The sequence below is a fragment of the Frankia sp. CpI1-P genome, from assembly GCF_001421075.1.
GTDB lineage: Bacteria > Actinomycetota > Actinomycetes > Frankiales > Frankiaceae > Frankia > Frankia torreyi.
Genome location: NZ_LJJX01000044.1, coordinates 14,914 through 33,396 on the forward strand (window position 1 = coordinate 14,914; position 18,483 = coordinate 33,396).

An 18,483-nucleotide genomic window follows, 5' to 3' on the forward strand; every position below is an offset into this window, starting at 1 on the left:
NCGGGCCGCGTCGATCTGGGTCGGGCTGTTCAGCCGGCCGAACAACTGCGTGGTCGCGTTCCCGGGGATGCCGTTGTGCAGGTTCTTCGGCGCCTGGGTCGCGAACACCAGCCCGAGGCCGTACTTGCGGGCCTGGGCGGCGAGCGCCAGCGTGCTGGCGGTGCAGGCGGTGGTCGGCCCGGACGGGGCGAACGTCTGCGCCTCGTCCATGACGAACAGGCCGCCGAGGGGACGCGCGCCCGCGGGGTTGCGCTTCACCCAGGCGAACAGGGCGAGCTGGAGCTGGTTGACGAAGCTCTGCCGCTGCTCGTCCCGGGGCAGCCCGATCAGGCTGATCACGGAGACGCGGGCGCGACGTCCCGGGGCCGGGCGAAGCAGCGCCCCTGGATCGACCGGTGCGCCCTGCCCGCCGAACAGCGGGTCGTTCACCATCGCCGCGCGCAGCGTCTGGGCCAGGCCCTTCGCGAGCTTGTCGGCCGGGTCGAGGTCGGTTACTCCGTCGGGCAGGTCCGCGAGCAGCTCGACGAACGCGGAGAGACCCGATCGGTTCCCCCCGGCGAAGTGCCGCACTGCGGCGGTGAGGATCGCCCGGCCGATGCTGGCCCGGGACGTTGTACCGGTCACTCCCGCGCGCGCCGCCAGGGTGGCCACGGCCGCGTCGACCGCCGTCTGGAACTCGTCCGGATCGTCGCGCAGGCCGGCGAAGTCGGGCAGCGGCTGGAAGCTCACCGGTCGGCCGCCGTCGCGCCGCGGTGTCCAGATGACCACGTCGGTGCCGGTGAGGTACTCGTCGGCGAGGCTCTTGTCCTCGTCCCGCCAGCCGGCCGGCGGACTCGGCCACGCCTCGCCCAGCCGGGCCAGGTCGTTGTTCGGGTCAAGCACGATCGAGGACACGCCCCGCAGCGCCGCCTCCTCGACCAACCGCCGGATCAGGACGGTCTTGCCCGACCCGGACCCGGCGAAGATCGCCACGTGCCGGCGCAGGACGGCGAGGTCGAGCCGGGCCGGCTCCGCCGAGACCAGCGAGGTGCCGAGGACGAAGGCGGACGGCGCGCTCGTCCGCCCGGCGGGGGCGGGGATGTCGGCGACCCGATCGGGGGAGCCGTCCGTCGATGCCGACCGGCCGGCCGCCGCACCTGTCCTGCCGTCCGTCCGACTCGCGGCGCCGACCCCGGGGTCCGCGGCGCCACCGCCGGGCAGGTCGGCGCCGCCGCCGGGCAGGTCGGCGGCGGCGTCCTCAAGGGCCGTGCGCAGCAGGGACGTTCCGCTGGCGGGGCGGCGCGCGGTCAGCCATTCGCGCAGGTGGGGATGCTGGCGGTCGAACATGGTCCGCAGCGCCGCGAAGGTGGCCAGATCGTCGCGGTCGAGGCGGTGCACGATGCCGCCCGCGGCGGTGAAGGCGGCGAGCGCCTCGTGCGTCTTCGCCCCGTGGCCCCAGGCGGTGTTGCGCAGCAGGAACAACCGTCGGCGCGGGTTGCCGGCGGCGATCCCGGACATGACGCAGGCGCTGGTGATGCGGGGCAGGATCGCCCGGCCGTGGCCGGAAGTGATCGCCCGGAACGACCACTGCGCCTGCTCGCCGGTCTCGGCGTTGAGGGTGTGGGACAGCCGGGCGTGTAGCGGCGGGCGGGCGCTCGGGCTCGGTTCGAGGCTGAAACCGCGGCGTGTCCCGCCGTTTTCGGTGATCCAGGCGGTGAGTCCCGCGTTCAGCAGCTCCGGCATGACGATGTCCTCATTGGCCGGCGTCACGCTCGGCACGGTCGCGACCAGCTCAGCGAACACCGCGTCAAGCTCCGCCAGGTACGGCCCGGCCGGCGGCGGTGTCACCGTGACAGGGACGGGTTCGGCCGAGCTCTCGTCGGGATCCTCGGCAGGGGTCGCCTGCTCCTCGCCGGGCGGCAGGCCGGCCGACTTCTCGGCGCCGGCCTTCTCGGCGCCGGCCTTCTCAGCGCCGGCCTTCTCAGCGCCGGCCTTTTCGGCGTCTGGGGCGAGCGGCGTGGCGAAGTCGTCCAGCTCGCGGACGACGCCGGCGGACAGGCAGGTCTCCAGGTGCCGGTCGATGCGTTGCAGCAGCTCGCGCGGAGTGTAGTGGGGGGCTCGGTCGAATGCCGCGCGCTTCACCGGCCAGGTCGGGTAGGGCGGGGTGAAGCCGATCCGGTCGAAGTCCTCCCGGAACCGCCGCTCGATGATCCGGACGGTGATCGCGGGATCCTCCAGCCGGTTCAGCGGCATGATCTCGTGGAAGCGGTCGCGCACGGACGTCACCGCGTTCTCCCGGAACAGGATCCAGCTCGCCGGCAGGCAGGCCAGCAGGCATAGCGTCCGCTCGGTTCGCTCGTGCAGCATGAGCAGCCCGTCGGCGAGCACGTTGAACGCCACCGACCCGCCGCGCCGCCCATCCGGATCGTCGTCACGGACCGCTGCCTCGGCCACGACCGTGTCGACCTGGTCCACCGCGATCACGCTCGGCCCGGTCAGGGCCAGCAGCCGGGACAGCTCGTGCACGATGTCGGCCGGGCGGNGGGTGGCGGGCCGGATGCCGCGGCGGGCCCGCTCGCCGGGCTCCTGTTCGTCCATCGATCGCAGGTAGGTCTCGCCAACGGTCAGTTCGTCGTAGTCGTCGGAGTTGTACAGCGTCAGGGCCCGCAGGGTGTGCTGNCACTCCCGGGCCAGCGCGCGGTCGTGGTCGCCCAGCGCGACGATGAGGTCCTTCAGGTATCCCGGCTCCAACGCCGTCTCGCCCACGACGGAGGCGGTCAGCTCCGCGGGCACGCGCAGTAGCTCGCACAGCGACCGCAGGAACCGTCGAAGCTGGGTCTCCCCGTCGACGGGCCGGAACAGGTCGGACAGCATCGACCCGACGACGCTGGCATGGAACGCCTCGCTGCTCGCGTGCCCGACCAGGAAGAAGTACCCGCCGAGTTCCTGGACCTGCTGACGGACCCAGCCGAGCAGGTGCGTCTTGCCCGCGCCGGCTTGGCCCTGCACGACGACGCCGAGCGGCTTGTGCGTGTCGGCCTCCATGAGGGAGGCGAGGATGNGTCGCCNCGGCTCCGTGTGCAGGCCGTCGACGTGGACCGGGGAACTACGCCAGACGTCCTCCAGTGCGTGCACCCAGTCCAGCCTGATGGCGGCCAGGGCGTCCAGTTCGGTGATCATGACGGTCCGATCAGCAGCAGGTGGTTGTCGTGCTCGCCGATGCGGACCGCCGCCGCGCGGTCCGCGGCGTTCAGCGACTTCTGGTCCTCGTCGGGCACGACCCGCACGTCCGGCTGGCGCGCCATCCGTCGCAACGCCTGATCGACCTGTGCCTTGGCCGTGCCGCCGAGAAGCGGGCGGACCTTTGCCAGCCGCACCCAGTCGTACGGCCCGGCGGCGAGACTGGCATACGCCGCCCGAATGGCCGCCTCGATGGCCACGCCGCCGTCCTCGTCGACCGCGCCCTCCGCGAGCCGGCCGCTGTCCGCAGGTCTGGCGTAGCCCGCGGGCCTGGCGTAGTCCGCGGGACCGGTCTTGTCCGCGGGCTCAGCGTCCGCGGTTGCCATCGTCGCTGTCGATGGAGCCGGCGCAGTGCCCGCGGCCGGTTCCGTGCCCGGGTCGGGCGGTGCTGGTGTCGTGGCACTCGCCGGCGGGGAATCGGCCGGCTCGGGCGGATCGGCGCGGAACAACTCCCCGATGGTGATCCGCTCCCTCCCGAGGAACCGGTGCAGGCCCTCGGCGACGGCGAAGAAGACCCCGGTGGGCAGGCTGCCCGCCTCGATCGCACGCGGCGCCAGCTCCTGCCGACCGCGCGCCCAGCCAGCGTCGGTGACCTGGTGGAACAGGAAGTTGCCGTGGCCGGGCACCTTGCCGCTCTCGACGAGGCGGAGCTCGTTGAGCCGGCGGCNCTCGGCGCCGACCAAGGTGAATCGGAACCGCTCGCGCAGTTCCTCGTTGGAGATCGGCCGGTCCTGTGCGAGCAGGGCCAGCAGGATCGCCGCCTCCCGGGCGGACAGGGCTGAGCGGTCGCGGCTGGCCGAGCCCGTGCGGCGCGCCGTGGCCGGGCGGCCCGCAGAGCTCTTGGGGGCCGCCGAGCTGGCGGGGGCTGGGGAGCTGGCGGTGGTCGGGGAGGTGGCGGGGGTCATGGTTCTATGCCTCTTTCGGAGTCTTCCGGCGTGCCTCAACGCATCGTTCGATCTGGCTCGCGACGGCGTCCACGTCGTCGAGCACCTGGTCGTTGGTGAACCGCAGGACCGCAAAGCCGTCGAGGACGAGTTCGGCGTCCCGCCGGCGGTCCGATTCGTAGTGCGCGACCCCGCGGTGTTCCGGACCGTCGACCTCGATGACCACCCGCTCGGCGGACCAGACGAGGTCGAGGTAGTGCAGCCCGGTCAGCGGGCCGGGGCGGTGGGGCTGGTTCCAGGCCCGCCCGTGCGCCCACTCCCGGGCGCGCAACGCGCCTTCGAGCCGCTTCTCCGCCCGGCTCGCCGGATGCGGCCGGCCGACGACCGCGGGCAGCACCACCCGCTCCTGTCGGCCATCACCGCCCGCTGGCGTAGCCGGCTCATCCGTCGCCGTGGCCGTCGCCGTCGCTGGCGCCGGCTCCGTCTGGTTGATCTCGGCCGGGGTCCGGGCCGCCCGGGTCGGCGCTGCGGCCTCGCCCGGCAGCGGGGACGCCGTCGTCTCGGATGCCCGGTCGGCCGGGGCCGGGCGCCCGCTTGCGGGGCAGGACACGGTCCTGGCCCGGTCGGCGTCCGGGCCGTCGGGGAGCCCGGTCAACCACACGCCGACGCGTGCCGTGTAGGCGAACCAGGCCAGTGCGTCGAGGGCGGTCCGTCGGTCGCGGGGCCGGCCCCCGGATGCCTCCGGATCGACGAGCAGTGCCAGCCGATCACGGCCGTACCCGGCGGCAATGGCCTTCGCAACGCCCGCGGCCCGCACCTCGACGGTGAACCGTGTCCCCGTCGGCACCCCGCGCAGCGACCGCTCGGCCAGATCCGCCAGGTACGGCCCGAATACATCGAGCGCGGCGGCGGCACGGCCGGCGAGGGCCCGCGCCGCGGCCACGCCGGCCCCGCCCGCCGACTCGATCACCTCGGCGCCCGGCAGCCAGCCGGGGAACAGCGCCACCGCGACCGACTCCAGATCGGCGAGTAACGCCCGTTGGCAGGCGGCGAGCGACGGCCGCGCGGCCGGACGGTAGCCGAGGACGGCGGGCGCGTCGGCGGGCAACGGGTCCAGCGCGGCGCGGACCGCCGGTTCGACCGTGTCGGCCAGCCGGATGACCCGATCCGTGGGCAGCATCGCCCAGGTTCCGCCGCGCCTGACCCGGGGCCTCGCCGCCGGCCGACCTGACTCCTGCGGCGGGTTCGCGCGTGGTGCGTCGCGGGCGGCCTGTTCTGGATTGCGGGTAACTGAGCCTGAGCCTGGGCCTCGGGCGGCAGGGCCTGGGAGCGGGGAGGCTGGGGCCGCGTCCGGAAGGGAAGACGCCGAGACAAAGCCGCTGCCCCCCGGCCGGATCGCCAGCATCGTCGCGGGCCGCGGCTGCGTGGTCCGGGGCGGACCGCCGGGTGCGGCGGCCGGGGGGCGAGGAGTGTCGGCAGCCTGGTTCGCCCTTCGCCGCCACGCGGACGCCGCTCTGCCGGTCGGCGGTGTGGCCGGACTCCCGGCCTGGGAGCCACCGCCAGCCGAGGCCGGCGGAAAGGCGGGTTCGGTCAGCCGGGTTTGCGCCCGGGCTGGGAAGGCCGGTTCGATGCTCGGCTTCGCGCGTCCATCGATCGCGTGCCGGACCAGGGCGATCAGCGTGTCACGAGCGGAATCGGCGGGATGGTCGAACAGGTCGATGGGGGCGAGCTGCTTCAGCAACCCGGGCAGCTCGCATTCCTCGACCCGGACGGGTAGGAGTCGCCGGCCGGCTCCGGACGGGTCGGCGGCGAACGCCGCCTGCCATTCCGGGGTGTCGTCCAGGGAGCGCAGATACGCCGGCGACAGCACGACGATGGTGCGTTCCGCGCCGACGACGCCCTGCTGGAGATGCAGGCTCCAGTTCGATCCGGGCACGAAGTCCCAGGCCCGGATGAGCACCCGGTAATGNGCGGACTCCAGCTGCCAGGCGAGCCACTCGGCCCACTGGCGATCTTCGGCCGCATACGAAAGGAAGAAGTCCCATCGTCCNGTGGCCGACACGCCGTCCTCACCCCCGTTTCGGACTCGGCGACGATTGTGCCACCGGGCCGCAAGGCCCGTGACGGCCGGTGGTTCCGGTACCCGCGGGCCCGCCTGTAGCCCGCCGGCCGCCACCCGCCGCCGGCTGTCGAACGGCCCGTGCTATCGCGGCGCCTTCTCCCGCGACCCGACCGATGCGGGGTTCCTGGAAACCGTCAAATTCCGATGTGAAAAGCTCGGGATGTTTGCTGGGAGAACAACGGCGGGGGAGTCATCCCGTACCGCGTGGATGTTCCGCCGAACGCATCCCGCCCGCTTCGGGGACCGCGGATAGGACACCGACGGTAATCCCCGGCCGGCCACGGGCGGTGGATCATGCTGACGGCCAGGTCGGTACCGGCAGGTGATGCTGAGTTTCGGGAAACGCTGGTGGCCCCAGCCTGGGAACGCGGACGCGAAACTGGTCCTCGTCGCCCACTCCATGGGCGGTCGCGGCACCCTCACCGACCTCTCGCCCGGCGCCTGAACCCTGCACGCCGGCCGGCCGTTGCCGGGTGGACGGCTCGTCGACACCCGTCACCGTCCCCGTCGTCGTCCTTGCCCCGCGACCCCGACCGCTCGGCGGCGGAGCGGCCGGAGGGGCCGGAGGGGCTCGGTTATAGTCGGCTCACGGATGATCCCGGCCTGGTGGCGGGCCGGAGGCGACGGGGGAACGCGGCGGACGCGGGGTAGCGCGTGATCGTGCAGGGGCACGTCCAGGCGGTGCTGCCGGACTACGAGATCGGGGCCGAGCTCGGCCGGGGCGGGTTCGGCCGCGTGTTCGCCGCCCGGCATCGCCGGCTCGACCGGGACGTGGCGGTCAAGGTGCTGGCGGTGCCCGCGCCCGCGCCGGAGCTGCCCGCCGACGGCGTCGACGCCGAGGCGCGGATCGTCGCGAGCCTCGACCATCCGCACATCGTCCGGGTCTTCGACTACGTGCGCGACGCGGACATGGCGCTCATCGTCATGGAGCTGCTGCCCGGCGGGACGCTGGCCCGGCGCGCCCAGGCGGGGCTCGCGCCGCCGGCCGCCTGCGCCATCGTCGCGGCGGTCGCCGTCGCCCTCGACCGGGTGCACCGCGAGGGCCTGCTGCACCGCGACATCAAGCCGTCGAACATCCTGTTCGCCGCGGACGGGGCGCCCAAGCTCACCGACTTCGGCATCGCGCGGCTACTGGAGGCGACGGGCACCGCCACGCCGACGAGCGTGGTCGGCTCGACGCCATACCTGGCGCCCGAGCAGTTCGACCTCGCCGCCGCCGGGGTGGCCGCCGACGTCTATGCCCTCGGCGCGGTGCTGTACGAGCTGCTCGCCGGCTCGCCGCCGTTCGGCGCCGACCCGCGGCCGCACGTCATGGCCGAGCGGCACCGCCACGCCGTGCCGCACCCGCTGCCGCGGATCCCCGCCGAGGTGGCGGCCGTCACCCTGCGGGCCCTCGCGAAGGATCCGGCGGACCGCCAGCCGAGCGCGCTGGCCTTCGCCGCGGACCTGATCGCCGCCACCAGGTACGCGTTCGGACCGGACTGGCTGGCGGGCACCGGGATCAGCTTCCGCGGCGACGAGGACCTGCGCCGCCGCAGCCGCGGCCCGCTCCCGCCGACGCGGCGTTACCGGCCGGCCGATGCCCGCCTCTCGGCCGATGCCCGCCTCTCGGCCGACGGTCGGCTCGCGGCTGCAGGTGGCGGCGGGTCCGGCTCGCGGTACGCCGGGGTCCTGCGGTCCTTGCGGGACCGGGTCAGGCCGGTGCGGGCGCGGGTGGGGAAGCCCGGCTGGTCCGCGTCGGCGCTGATCGCGGTCGTCCTCGCCGTCGCCGTGCTGCTCGCCACCGGCGTCCTGCGCGTCGGATCGGGCGGCGGCGGACCCGCGGCCGCGCCCGTCCGCCCGAGTGCTCCGCCGGCGTACCCGGTCAGCGCGCCGCTGCCGCTGCGTGGCCTGGTCAGCCTGGCGGCGGACGGCGGTGGCGGCATCCTGCTCGCCGACTCCAGCCAGCACGCGCTGACGCTGTTCGTCCGGGGGACGGCCGGCACCGTCATCGGGCGGGCCGCCGCCGACCGCAGCGGCCAGCCGGGACCGGCCCGGGACGAACCCGCCGCGGTCGCCGCGCTGCGCCGCCCGGCCGGCATCGCCGCCGGCGGCGGGTCCGTCTTCGTCGCCGACGAGTGGAACTGCGTCGTCCGCCGGGTCTACCGGCCGGCGGGTCAGCCGTGGCGGGTCGAGACCGTGGCGGGGCGGCCGTCGACGGAGGCGGTGGACCGGGTGCTGGCGGGGGCGGCCGACCGCGGCAAGTCGGTGGCGCCGGCGACGATCTGCCCGGCGGGTGGCGCGGACGAGCCGAAGAACGTCGGCGCGCAGATCGGCACGCCGACCAGCGTCGCGGTGAGCCCGAGCGGGATCCTGTACTTCACCACCGGCTACGCCGGCCAGGTCTGGAAGATCGATCCCGCTGCCGGGACCGGTGACTACCGCACCACCGCGGCGCGGCTCGTCGCCGGCACCGGCATCGCCACCGGCCGCGGCTACCGGGCGGCCCACGAACGCCGGTACGACGACGGCACCGACCGGGCGACCGAGGTCCCGCTGGCCAACGCCTACAGCGTCGCGGTCGACGCCGCCGGCCGGGTGTTCGTCCTGTCCTACGCTGACGGGCACGCCCGCATCCACGTTGTCGAGAACGGAACGATCAGGACCGTCGTCGACCGCGGCCTCGACGACGCCGACATCACCAGCCTCACGCCGGCCCCGGGCGGCGGGGGAGTGCTGTTCACCGACGCCCGGCACGGAACGGTGTGGCAGGTGACCGACCGACCGGGCGGCAGCGGCAGCGGCACCGCCGGCCCCGACACCGCCGCCCCCGGCTCCGACACTGCTGCCCTCGCCCGGCCCGTCCTGCGGCAGGCGTGCGTCGGCGACACCGAGCGGTTGTTCGGCGTCCTCGCCGACCCCGGCGGCGACCTGTACTACACCTGCAACGACGCCACCCAGGCGTCGCTCTACCGGGTGTCCGCGCGGGCGCTCGCCGCCGGTGGATCCGGTCCGGGCCAGCGCATCCTGTACTGATCGCGGGAGGGTGGTCATGACAGCCGACGGTCGGGTGCTCTACCTCGTCGCGTGCGGTGGGTATCCCGCGGCCGAGCTGCCGGCGTTCGTCGAGCATGCCCGGTCCGCCGGGTGGGACGTGTGCGTGATCGCCACGCCGGCCGCGATGGCGTTTCTCGACGCCGGGCGGCTGGCCGAGCTCACCGGCCATCCGGTCCGCTCCGCGTACAAGCGGCCGGGGGAGCCCGACGTGCTGCCGCCGGCCGACGCCTTCGTCGTCGCCCCGGCGACGTTCAACACCGTCAACAAGATCGTCGCGGGCATCTCGGACACCCTGGCGCTGGGCCTGCTCAACGAGGCTCTCGGCGCGGGTCTGCCGATCATCATGGCGCCGTATCCGAACAGCGCCCTGGCCGGTCACCCCGCCTACGCCGCGAGCGTCGAGGCGCTGCGGTCCTGGGGCGTGCGCCTCGTGTTCGGCCGGCCCGGCGACCCGCGCGGTGGCGCCGACCAGCCCGGCCGGGAGAACACGGCCTTTCCCTGGGACGACCTGCGCGCCGTGCTCGCCGCCCTCCCGCCGGGTCGTGCCGGGGCGGGCTAGTGGTCGTCGCCTCGGAGGTTCGTTTCCTGTCCTGCTTTCACCCGTGACGTCGCGGTGTGGCTGCGACTGGGCGCTACAGGGGCGACGGCCCGCGGTTCGGGGCGGATGCGTGGGAGAGCCGCCACCGTGGTTCTTCTGTATGGTTCGGCGTCCGATTTGTCCATGCGAAGCAACCACGTGGCTCCGCTCCCATGCACGCCTCTCGCGGAGCGGTTCCGGCGGACCGTCCGGCGGCGAGGCGAGCGCCGTCGGACATCGCAGGCCGTCACCGAGCGGAAAGGCGCATGCGAGCGGCTGCNGCAGTGCTGTGACCGGGTCGCTTCTGCGGGTGCATGAGGCGGGCTGCGGTGCGTTGCGCACGGTCCGCCAGTGTTTGGCGGCGAGCCCCCGCGGAATGCCAGGGGTATCCGTTGCGACCTCCCGGAACTGCGAGAAGGAGGCATCTCTGATGGCGACTGGTGAGACCGGGTTCAGTGACATCGTCCACGACCTGATCACGGTGCAGTACCACGCCCTGAAGGCCGGGCACGACTACGACCAGTTCATCCGCGATGCGGAGAACGCCGACGAGCGGGAGATCGCCGAGTTCTTCCGCACTGTGATGAAGGAGGACGCCGACCGCGCGAGGGCCTGCCATCGGTACCTCGCCCACCTGTCCGGCACCCCGGCCGCAGGTTCCGCCGTGACCTGACCGGTTCCGGTTCCGGTTCGTTCCGGTTCCGGTTCCGGTCCGGTCCGGTTCGGTTCGGTCCGGTTCGGTCCGGATGAGGCCAGGCTCCCGCGCCATACCCGGTCGATCCGGTCGAATTCGGCGACCCCGGGAGGCCGGGCGGGGCGGATGCTGCGACGATGAGCCGTGCGTCGGCGCCGACTCATCCGTCTTGTGGCCTATGTCTGTGTGATCGGATGCGGGTTCGTCCTCGTGGGATGCGTCGGTGGCACGCCCCCGCCGCGCCGGTCCGAGGCGGCCCGCCTCCCGACGACCGGCCCCGGCGGCGNCCCGTCCGGAGGCTTCGATGTCCGGGCCGAGAACGCCCGCCCGGGGGCCGAGTGCGGCCTGAGTCAGCTCGGCCCGCAGAACGCGGTGGAGGGCTGGCTCGACCACGCCAGCATCGCCGCGGGCACGCCGGTCCGACTGTTCGCGTCCACCACGGCCCCCTCGCTGACGATCTCGGCCTTTCGCACCGGGTGGTACGGCGGACGGACCTGCCGCCTGATGACGACGGTCGGGCCGCTTCCCGGCCGCCGCCAGGCCGGCCAGACGCACAGCCCCGCCACCAACACGATCTCCGCGGCGTCCTGGGCGCCCACCACCACCTTCGCCACCGCCTCCTGGCCGCCCGGCGACTACCTGTTCCGACTGGACGCCTCCGACGGCAACCACCGGTACGTGCCGCTGACCGTCCGGGGGCCGTCCGCCGCGGGACGGGTGGTGATCCTCAACGCGGTGACCACCTGGCAGGCCTACAACGCCTGGGGCGGTTACAGCCTGTACCACGGTCCGCGCGGTTTCGCGGACCGGGCCAGGGTCGTCTCGTTCGACCGGCCGTACGACTACGGCGACGGCGCGGCGGACTTCACCGGCAACGAGGAGCCTCTCGTCGCCCTCGCCGAGCGCCTCGGCCTGCCGGTGTCCTACGCCACCGACCTCGACCTGCACGCCGACCCGCATCTGCTCGACGGCGCCCGGGCGGTGATCTCGCTGGGCCACGANGAGTACTACTCCCCGGCGATGCGGGCCGCGCTGAGCGCCGCCCGCGACCGCGGCACGAACCTCGCCTTTCTCGGCGCGAACGCCGTGTACCGGCGGATCCGCCTCGACCCGTCGCCGCTGGGACCCGACCGGCTCGAGACGGCCTACAAGGTGGCGCAGGAGGATCCCCTCTACGGCCGCGACGACGCCCACATCACCGCCAACTGGCCCTCCCCGCCGAACGCGAGCCCGGAGAGCTCGCTGACCGGCGGGATGTACCAGTGCAACCCGGTCCACGGTGACATGATCATCGCCCGTCCGCAGTCGTGGCTGCTCGAGGGCGCCGGGCTCACCGCGGGCGCCCGCCTGCCCGGTCTGATCGGTTCCGAGTACGACCGGGTCAACCTCGCCTACCCCACCCCGCGGCCGATCGAGGTGATCGCCCACTCGCCGATCACCTGCCGCGGCGTCCACGACTTCTCCGACGTCAGCTACTACNCGACGCCGTCCGGGGCGGGCGTGTTCGACAGTGGGACCAGCGCCTGGGTCTGCCCGCTGGCCGACGTCTGCGGGCCCGGCACCGGTGGCCCGGCCATCCAACGGGCGATCACCCAGATCACCACGAACCTGCTGACCGCCTTCGCCGCGGGTCCCGCCGGGCTGCGCCATCCCGCCGTCGACGCCATCCCGGCCGAGGACCACGGCGGCACCGCACCGGGAGAGAAGAACTGACCGCCCAGAGTCGGGCGCGGTAGCGGGGGCCGGCGGTGTATCTGGCGGGACGGCGCCCGCTGCCCGAGCCCGCACCCAGCCGGACGGGCCGTGCCGACGCCGGCGACGACCTGAGCGGCGAGGTCGATGCCAAGGCCGGCGCGGGCGCCGATGCCGGCGCCGGCGCTGGCGCTGATGTCGATGCCGGCGCGGGGGCCGATGCCGGCGCGGGGGCCGCGGCGTCCGCCGTGTCCGGCAACGTCCTGTTCCTCGGGCTGACGAGCCTGGTCACCGACCTGTCCGCCGAGATGGTGGCCTCGGTGCTGCCGCTGTACCTGACGGTGCGCCTGGGCTTCACCGCCCTGCAGTTCGGCGCCGCCGACGGTCTTCTCCAGGTCGTCGCCGCGGTCACCGCGCTGGCCGGGGCGCTGCTCGCCGACCGGTGGCGGCGCTACCGCGAGGCGGCCGGCGCCGGGTACGCGCTGTCGGCGGCCTCCCGGCTGGGCCTGCTCGGGGCGCACGGCTGGCTGCCCGTACTGGCCTGGCTCGGGGCCGACCGGCTCGGCAAGGGAATCCGGACCGGTCCCCGCGACGCGCTCATCTCGCTGTCCGCACCCCGCGGGCGGCTCACCGAGGCGTTCGGGCTGCACCGGGCGTTCGACACCGGCGGTGCGCTACTCGGGCCGCTGCTCGCCGTGGCCCTGCTCGGCGTCGCCCCCGGTTCCTACTCGACGGTGTTCACCGCGGCGTTCCTCATCGCCGTCGTCGGCCTCGCGGTCCTGGCCCTGTTCGTGGAGAACCGCCGACCCGCGGACGCCGCGCCGGAGCCCGCGATCGCACCGGCNGGCAGGGCGCCTGGGCGGTTGTGGACTCCTCTCGCGGAGTTGTTGGCGAACCGTGCGCTGCGCCGGCTGCTCGCGGTGGCGGCCCTGCTGAGCCTGCCCGCGGTGAGTGACTCGCTGCTGTTCCTGGCGTTGCGCCACCAGGCCGGGGTGGACAGCCGGTTCTTCCCCTCCCTGTTCGTCGCCGAGTCGCTGGTCTACCTGCTGTTCGCGGTGCCGATGGGTCGGCTGGCCGACCGCGTCGGCGCCGGGCGGGTGCTGCTTGGCGGCCAGGCGGCGCTCGGCGGCTGCTTCGCCGTCCTGCTCGCCCCGGCCCCGTCCGGGTGGAGCGTGCTGGCCCTGCCCCTGCTGCTCGGGATCTACTTCGCCGCCTCGGACGGCGTGATCGCCGCCCTGACCAGTCAGACCGTGCCCGCGTCGGCGCGCACCACGGGGCTCGCCCTCGTCGGTGTCGTGCTGGCCGCCGGGCGGGGGACGGCGACGTTCGGCTTCGGCGCGGTCTGGACCCGGTCCGGGCCGGGCGCCGCCCTCGCCGACGCGCTCGTGCTGACGCTGGTGAGCGGGGTGTTCGCGGCGGTGCTGCTGCATCCCTTCCGATCCGGACACCCGGCGCCCCNCCCCGCCGACGCCGTTCTCGCTCCTCGGCCCCCCGCATCCGCGATCCCCGCGTCCGCGATCCCCGCATCCGCCGTTGTCGCGTCTGAGTTCTCCGCGTCAGAGTTCTCCGCAGCCTCCCCGGGAGCGCCAGTCCGCGGCCAGGGCCTGGTGCGGGGACTGCGCTGGCCGTCGGGCCCGCGGGTGGGGGCTTTTGCCCTGGTCGTCGCGGTGTGCCTGACCGGTGTGGTGGCGGTGAGNGCCCGGGACAGGCAGCGAGAGGCGGCCGCCACACAGGCGTCGGCCACGCCCCGGGCCGCAGGCTCGGCGTCGCCCGGCGCCGCCCGCCCGGTGCCGATGACCGCGTCGCTGCCGGCGTTGCTGGCCCGCCCGCACCTGCTGGTGCTCGACGCCGCCGAAGGTGCGGGCTTCGGCCGGGTCGAGGCCGCCGACGTGCGTGATCCGGCCGGGCCGCGCGCGTCGACGGCCCTGACCTGCGACCGGGTGGACGAGCGGGCCGGGCGCGGCCTCTGCCTGCGCGACGACCGGGCGTCCGCCCGCGCCGGGATCGCCGTGTTCGACGACCGGCTGCACGTGCTGTTCCGGCTGCCGATCGCGGGGCTGGCCAGCCGGACGCGGGTGGCGCCGGACGGGCGGATCGGCGCGGTGACCACCTTCGTCGTCGGCGACGCCTACAACACCGACTCGTTCTCGACCCGGACGCTGCTCGTCGACCTCACCGCCGGCCGGATCGTCGCCGACCTGGAGNACTTCGCCGTGACCCGGGCCGGGCGCCGGCTGTACGCCATCGACGAGAACCTCTGGGGGGTCACGTTCGCGGCGGATTCCGACACCTTCTACGCCACCCTGCACACCGGCGATCACTACTACCTGATCCGCGGGCACGTGCACGACCGGCGNGCGGAGATTCTCCGCGACGGCGTGGAGTGCCCGTCGCTGTCCCCGGACGAGCACCGCATCGCCTACAAGTCCCGGTTGAGCCACGGCTTCGCCCCCGCCACCTGGCGCCTGCACGTCCTCGACCTCGTGACCGGCGCGGACCATCCGCTCGCCGAGACCCGCAACGTGGACGACCAGGCCGCCTGGATCGACGACGACCACGTCAGCTACGCCGTGGCGAACCTCGGCTCCGGCGTGCCCCTCGCCGACACCTGGACGGTCCCGGCCGACGGCACCGGGCGCCCGCGGCTGCTCGTCCCCGCCGCCCAGTCCGTGGTCCCGGTCGCCCCGCCCGCGCCGGGCTGATGCCTGCCACCTACCGGCGGGCAGCCCTGCCGGCGTCGGTCAGGGCCGCAGCCTGGGGTAGTAGTTCTCCGGGCCGACGGCGCGCAGGTCGTGTTCCATCGAGCTGGTGTAGCGGTCCGGCTGGCCGTCGGGGCCGTATTCGAAGCGCCAGGCCTGGCGCTTGTAGGTCCAGTTCAGCGGCTGCAGCTCGTGCGCCCGCCGCCAGTGCGCCACCGCGGCGAGGTGGTCGCCGTGGCGTTCGAGATGCTGGCCGAGTTCGAAGTGGGCCGCGGCCGTCGCGACGTCGGGCGGGCGGGGCGCGGAGCGTTCGACGACCTCGTGCGGCGCCAGGACGTACTCGCTGCCCGCGCCCTTGTCCGCCCAGTCGAGCAGCATCCGCAGGTACAGCTCCGGTTCGGCGTGGTCGGCGATGATCCGGGTCATCTCGACCAGCGAGACGGTCGAGTCGGACAACCCGTCGTCGCTGCGCAGGACCTCGCGCATCCGGTCGAGGGTGCCGGCGCTCGCGGCGGCCTCGCGTTCCAGATCGGCCTTGCGTAACTCGTCGAAGATGACGACCCGGCCGGGGAACGCCGGCTCGGCCGGGCGCACGATCATTCCCGTCTCGTCGATCCACACCCCGCTCGGCACGTTGACGACGCCGAACAGCCGGCCGAGGCTGTGCTCGGCGTCGATCGCCGCCGGGTGCCGCGGCGCGGCCCGCTCCACGAACTGCCGCCCGGCGTCGGGACCGGCGACGTCCATCGCCACCGTGACGATCTCCAGGTTGTTCCCGCGCAGCCGCTCCCGCAGCGCGGCCCACAGCGGCAGGTCGTGGGCGCAGCCACACCAGGACGCCCAGGCGACGAGCAGCACCTTCGTTCCGCGCAGCCGCGAGAGCTGGAACGTCGCGCCGTCGAACGTCGGCAGCGTCAGCTCCGGCGCCTCGGCGGTGGACAGCATCCGGCCGGTGACGGCGGCCTCGGGGCCGACCGCCGTCAGCCCGTGCTCCGCGTCGACGACGAGCGGCATCCCGAGCCGGCGGGCGACCACCTCGACGACGACGTCACCGGCCGCGTCCCGGGCCTCGGCCGGCAGGGGCACGCAGTGCTCGCCCTTGCAGGCGCCCTGCGGTTTGATCGACCATCCGGTGCCCGCGGTGAAGACCGCCGGGTCCATGGTGTCCGTGCTCACCAGCATGCGTTGCTCCCTCGGATCAGGGCTGGCGTGGGGTCGCATCCAGGCTCGGGCTCGCGTCCAGGCTTGGGGACGCGCTNGGGCTCGGGGTCGCGTTCAGGTTCAGAGGACGACCTTCGCGAGCGCGTACTGCTCGAGCCGCTGCCGCATCGGGACGGCCTCGGCGACCCGCGCCTCGGTCTGGGCGGCGAAGTACTCCAGCAGGGCGAGGTCGTGCTCGGGCCCGGCGGCCAGCACGAACCGCTCCAGCTCGGCGTCGGCCGCGGCCTGGTCGGCGGGGCGGTGGCCGAGCAGGACGGCGGCCTGGTCGAGGTCGCGCTCGACGTTCGCCGCCCCCACGGCGACCATCGCGGCCGCCCACCGGGCCAGGGCGAGCGCCGCGCTCTGGTTGGCCTCGTCGACCGGCGTCGCCGGCACCATCCGCCGCACGGTGCCCTCGAGCACCGTGGTGATCCGGGCGGGATAGCCCGTCGGGAGGGTCACCGGCGGCGCGGGCTCGATCTTGACGCCCTCGACCTCGGCGATCGCCCACAGCATCGCCCGGCGCACCATCAGATCCCAGGTCAGGTACTCGGCCTGCTGATCGGCGGGGCGCAGCTCGGTCAGCGGCCCGCTGAGCGCCATCACCGCGGTGAGCATGTACGTGGCCGTGTAGAACGACAACGCCGAGGGGTCGACGGTCGTGCCGGCCACCCGCTGGTAGTGGCGGATCATGTGCTCGATGTCCGCGCCGAGCGGCTCGGTGCCGGCCCGGGTGCGCAGCCCGGCCAGGTCGGACAGCGGGTCGCCGATGTGCGCCGCCTCGAAGTCGTAGACGCAGGTGATCCGGCCGTCGACGAACAGGAACTGGCCGGTGTCGCCGTGGATGAACCGGGCCCGGTTGCCGGCGGTGGGCAGCCGGCGTCGCGCCCAGCGCAGCGCCCACTCGACGAGCGGTTCGGGAGCCTTCTTCGTCCGCCGGTACAGCCGCTCGTTGGCGTCGACGAAGGCGAGCTGCGCGCCCTCNGGCGTGGTCGGCACCTCGATGCCGGCGGCGGCGAACTCGGNCACGTCGATGCTGTGCATCCGGGCGAGGATCTCCATGTACTGCTCGGCGATGCCCCGGCGCTGGGCGTCGTCCGCCGCCTCGGCGACGTCGCGGGTCCCGGGCACCCGGTCCATGATGATGCCGATCGGATCGCTGCTCATGCCGTGGACGTGGGGGACCGGGACGCCGTTGCGCTCCAGGATCCGCAGGATCGCGGCCTCGCGGTCCAGCCCCGGGTAGGGCTCGGCGTCGATCTGCTTGTCCCCGCGGACGTACAGCGCCAGCTCGATGCCGTCCCGGTCGACGGTGAGGTACCAGGCCTTGCGCCAGCGGGGCTGGCGCTCGATCGCGGTGACCGTGCCCCCGATCAGCTCCTCGACCCGGGCGACGAGGCGGTCTTCCTCCGCCGTCCTGGTCACGGCTGGATCTCGGGGTAGTAGTTCTCGGCGCCGAGGGCGCGGACGTCGTCGAGCCAGCCGGTGCCGTAGGCGTCGATCGTCCGCACGGACTCCGGTTCTTCGAGATTCCAGGCCTGGCGCTTGTACGTCCAGTTGTCGGGCTGCAGGCGGTGCGCCTCGCGCCAGTGGGCGACGGCGGCGGGGTGGTCGCCGGCGCGGTGGACGTACTCGCCGAGTTCGAAGCGGGCGGCCGCCCGGCTGACGGCGCCGTCGCGCGGGCGGGCGCGGTCGAGCACCTCGTGCGGTTCGAGGGCGTACCGGCTGGCCCGGCCGTTCGCCACCCAGTCCCGGATCATCGCCGGGTACACCGCCGGGTCGATGGCCATCTTCCCGATCTCGGCGCGGACGTCACGGTGGTCGGCGGGCAGCTCGTCGAGCGACCGCGCGGCAGTCTCGGAGCTGGCGTGCGGATCCTCGATCCACGCCGGCTCCGCCGGCCGGACGATGACGCCGTCCTCGTCGATCCACAGCCCGTTGGGCACGTTGACGACGCCGAACTTCGCGCCCAGCTCGTGGCGGGCGTCGATGAGTGCGGGATGGCTGCCGCCGGCCTTCTCGATCCAGGGCCGGGCGGCGTCCGGACCGCCGGTGTCCAGCGCGACCGTGACGACCTCGAGGCCCCGCGGGTGCAGCTGTTCGCGCAGCGCGGTCCACAGGCGCAGGTCCTCCCGGCAGCCACACCAGGAGGCCCACGCGACGAGCACGACCTTCTGCCCGCGCAGGCTGTCCAGCCGAAACGGCGTCCCGTCCAGCCGGGGCAGTTCGAGCGGCGGCGCCTCGGCGGTGGTGAGCGCCCGGCCGGTGACCGCGGACTCCGGGCCCAGNGCCCACACGCCGTGCGCCTCGTCCGCGACCAGGCCCATGCCGAGGCGTTCGGCGAGCCCGGTCACGTCGAG

At 74.3% G+C, this 18,483-nt stretch carries 8 protein-coding genes and 10 pseudogenes; 10 read left to right on the forward strand and 8 right to left on the reverse strand.

The genetic code is table 11. The annotated features are described in order from the left end of the window. Position 1: 1 nt before the first annotated feature. The 3 genes and pseudogenes from FF86_RS64310 to FF86_RS63010 form a co-directional block, all read right to left on the reverse strand. A pseudogene (locus FF86_RS64310) lies at positions 2–2,521 on the reverse strand (ATP-binding protein); the annotation flags it as partial. A gap of 1,607 nt (positions 2,522–4,128) precedes the next feature. Continuing rightward, on the reverse strand, positions 4,129–6,072 hold a 1,944-nt coding region (locus tag FF86_RS23695), incomplete at its 5' end, for a TIR domain-containing protein (RefSeq protein ID WP_242419392.1). Position 6,073: 1 nt separating this feature from the next. Then, positions 6,074–6,153 (reverse strand): annotated as a pseudogene (locus tag FF86_RS63010) (TIR domain-containing protein); the annotation flags it as partial. Positions 6,154–6,879: 726 nt separating this feature from the next. Between FF86_RS63010 and FF86_RS23700 the strand changes: the two are divergent. The 10 genes and pseudogenes from FF86_RS23700 to FF86_RS36345 all read left to right on the forward strand — a co-directional run. Beyond that, on the forward strand, positions 6,880–9,240 hold the full coding sequence (locus FF86_RS23700) for a serine/threonine-protein kinase (RefSeq protein WP_044886991.1): 2,361 nt from the start codon (positions 6,880–6,882) through the stop codon (positions 9,238–9,240). Positions 9,241–9,256: 16 nt separating this feature from the next. Continuing rightward, positions 9,257–9,820, forward strand: a complete 564-nt coding sequence (locus FF86_RS23705) for a flavoprotein (RefSeq protein ID WP_044887009.1) — start codon at positions 9,257–9,259, stop codon at positions 9,818–9,820. Positions 9,821–10,268: 448 nt separating this feature from the next. Next, the gene (locus FF86_RS23710) at positions 10,269–10,511 is read left to right on the forward strand and encodes a hypothetical protein (RefSeq protein WP_044886990.1); all 243 of its coding nucleotides are present in this window, start codon (positions 10,269–10,271) and stop codon (positions 10,509–10,511) included. Positions 10,512–10,819: 308 nt separating this feature from the next. Then, positions 10,820–11,533 (forward strand): annotated as a pseudogene (locus FF86_RS64315) (N,N-dimethylformamidase beta subunit family domain-containing protein); the annotation flags it as partial. Position 11,534: 1 nt separating this feature from the next. Then, a pseudogene (locus FF86_RS64320) lies at positions 11,535–12,011 on the forward strand (N,N-dimethylformamidase beta subunit family domain-containing protein); the annotation flags it as partial. 1 nt (position 12,012) lies between these two features. Continuing rightward, positions 12,013–12,245 (forward strand): annotated as a pseudogene (locus FF86_RS64325) (hypothetical protein); the annotation flags it as partial. A 227-nt stretch (positions 12,246–12,472) separates the two neighbouring features. Continuing rightward, positions 12,473–13,068 (forward strand): MFS transporter (locus FF86_RS67935; RefSeq protein WP_396230044.1); only part of this gene is annotated, 596 nt, incomplete at its 3' end. 1 nt (position 13,069) lies between these two features. Then, a pseudogene (locus FF86_RS67940) lies at positions 13,070–13,682 on the forward strand (MFS transporter); the annotation flags it as partial. A gap of 1 nt (position 13,683) precedes the next feature. Beyond that, positions 13,684–13,920, forward strand: a pseudogene (locus FF86_RS67945) (hypothetical protein); the annotation flags it as partial. Positions 13,921–14,017: 97 nt separating this feature from the next. Then, positions 14,018–14,428: pseudogene (locus tag FF86_RS36345) on the forward strand (hypothetical protein); the annotation flags it as partial. Between the two features lie 537 nt (positions 14,429–14,965). Here the strand turns inward: FF86_RS36345 and FF86_RS23725 are convergent. From FF86_RS23725 to FF86_RS63785, 5 genes and pseudogenes are all read right to left on the reverse strand, one after another. Then, positions 14,966–16,105 carry a ResA-like WAxxUGC motif-containing protein gene (locus tag FF86_RS23725; protein ID WP_044886988.1) on the reverse strand — a complete coding sequence of 380 codons (1,140 nt, stop codon included), beginning with the start codon at positions 16,103–16,105 and terminating at the stop codon, positions 14,966–14,968. 99 nt (positions 16,106–16,204) lie between these two features. Then, on the reverse strand, positions 16,205–17,107 hold a 903-nt coding region (locus tag FF86_RS23730), incomplete at its 5' end, for a phosphotransferase (RefSeq protein WP_242419393.1). Positions 17,108–17,149: 42 nt separating this feature from the next. Beyond that, positions 17,150–17,548 (reverse strand): annotated as a pseudogene (locus tag FF86_RS56235) (phosphotransferase); the annotation flags it as partial. Next, the coding region (locus tag FF86_RS23735) for a ResA-like WAxxUGC motif-containing protein (RefSeq protein WP_242419394.1) at positions 17,545–18,411 on the reverse strand (867 nt) is incomplete at its 5' end. The pseudogene FF86_RS56235 and the gene FF86_RS23735, both read right to left, overlap by 4 nt. Position 18,412: 1 nt before the next feature. Continuing rightward, positions 18,413–18,483, reverse strand: a pseudogene (locus FF86_RS63785) (hypothetical protein); the annotation flags it as partial.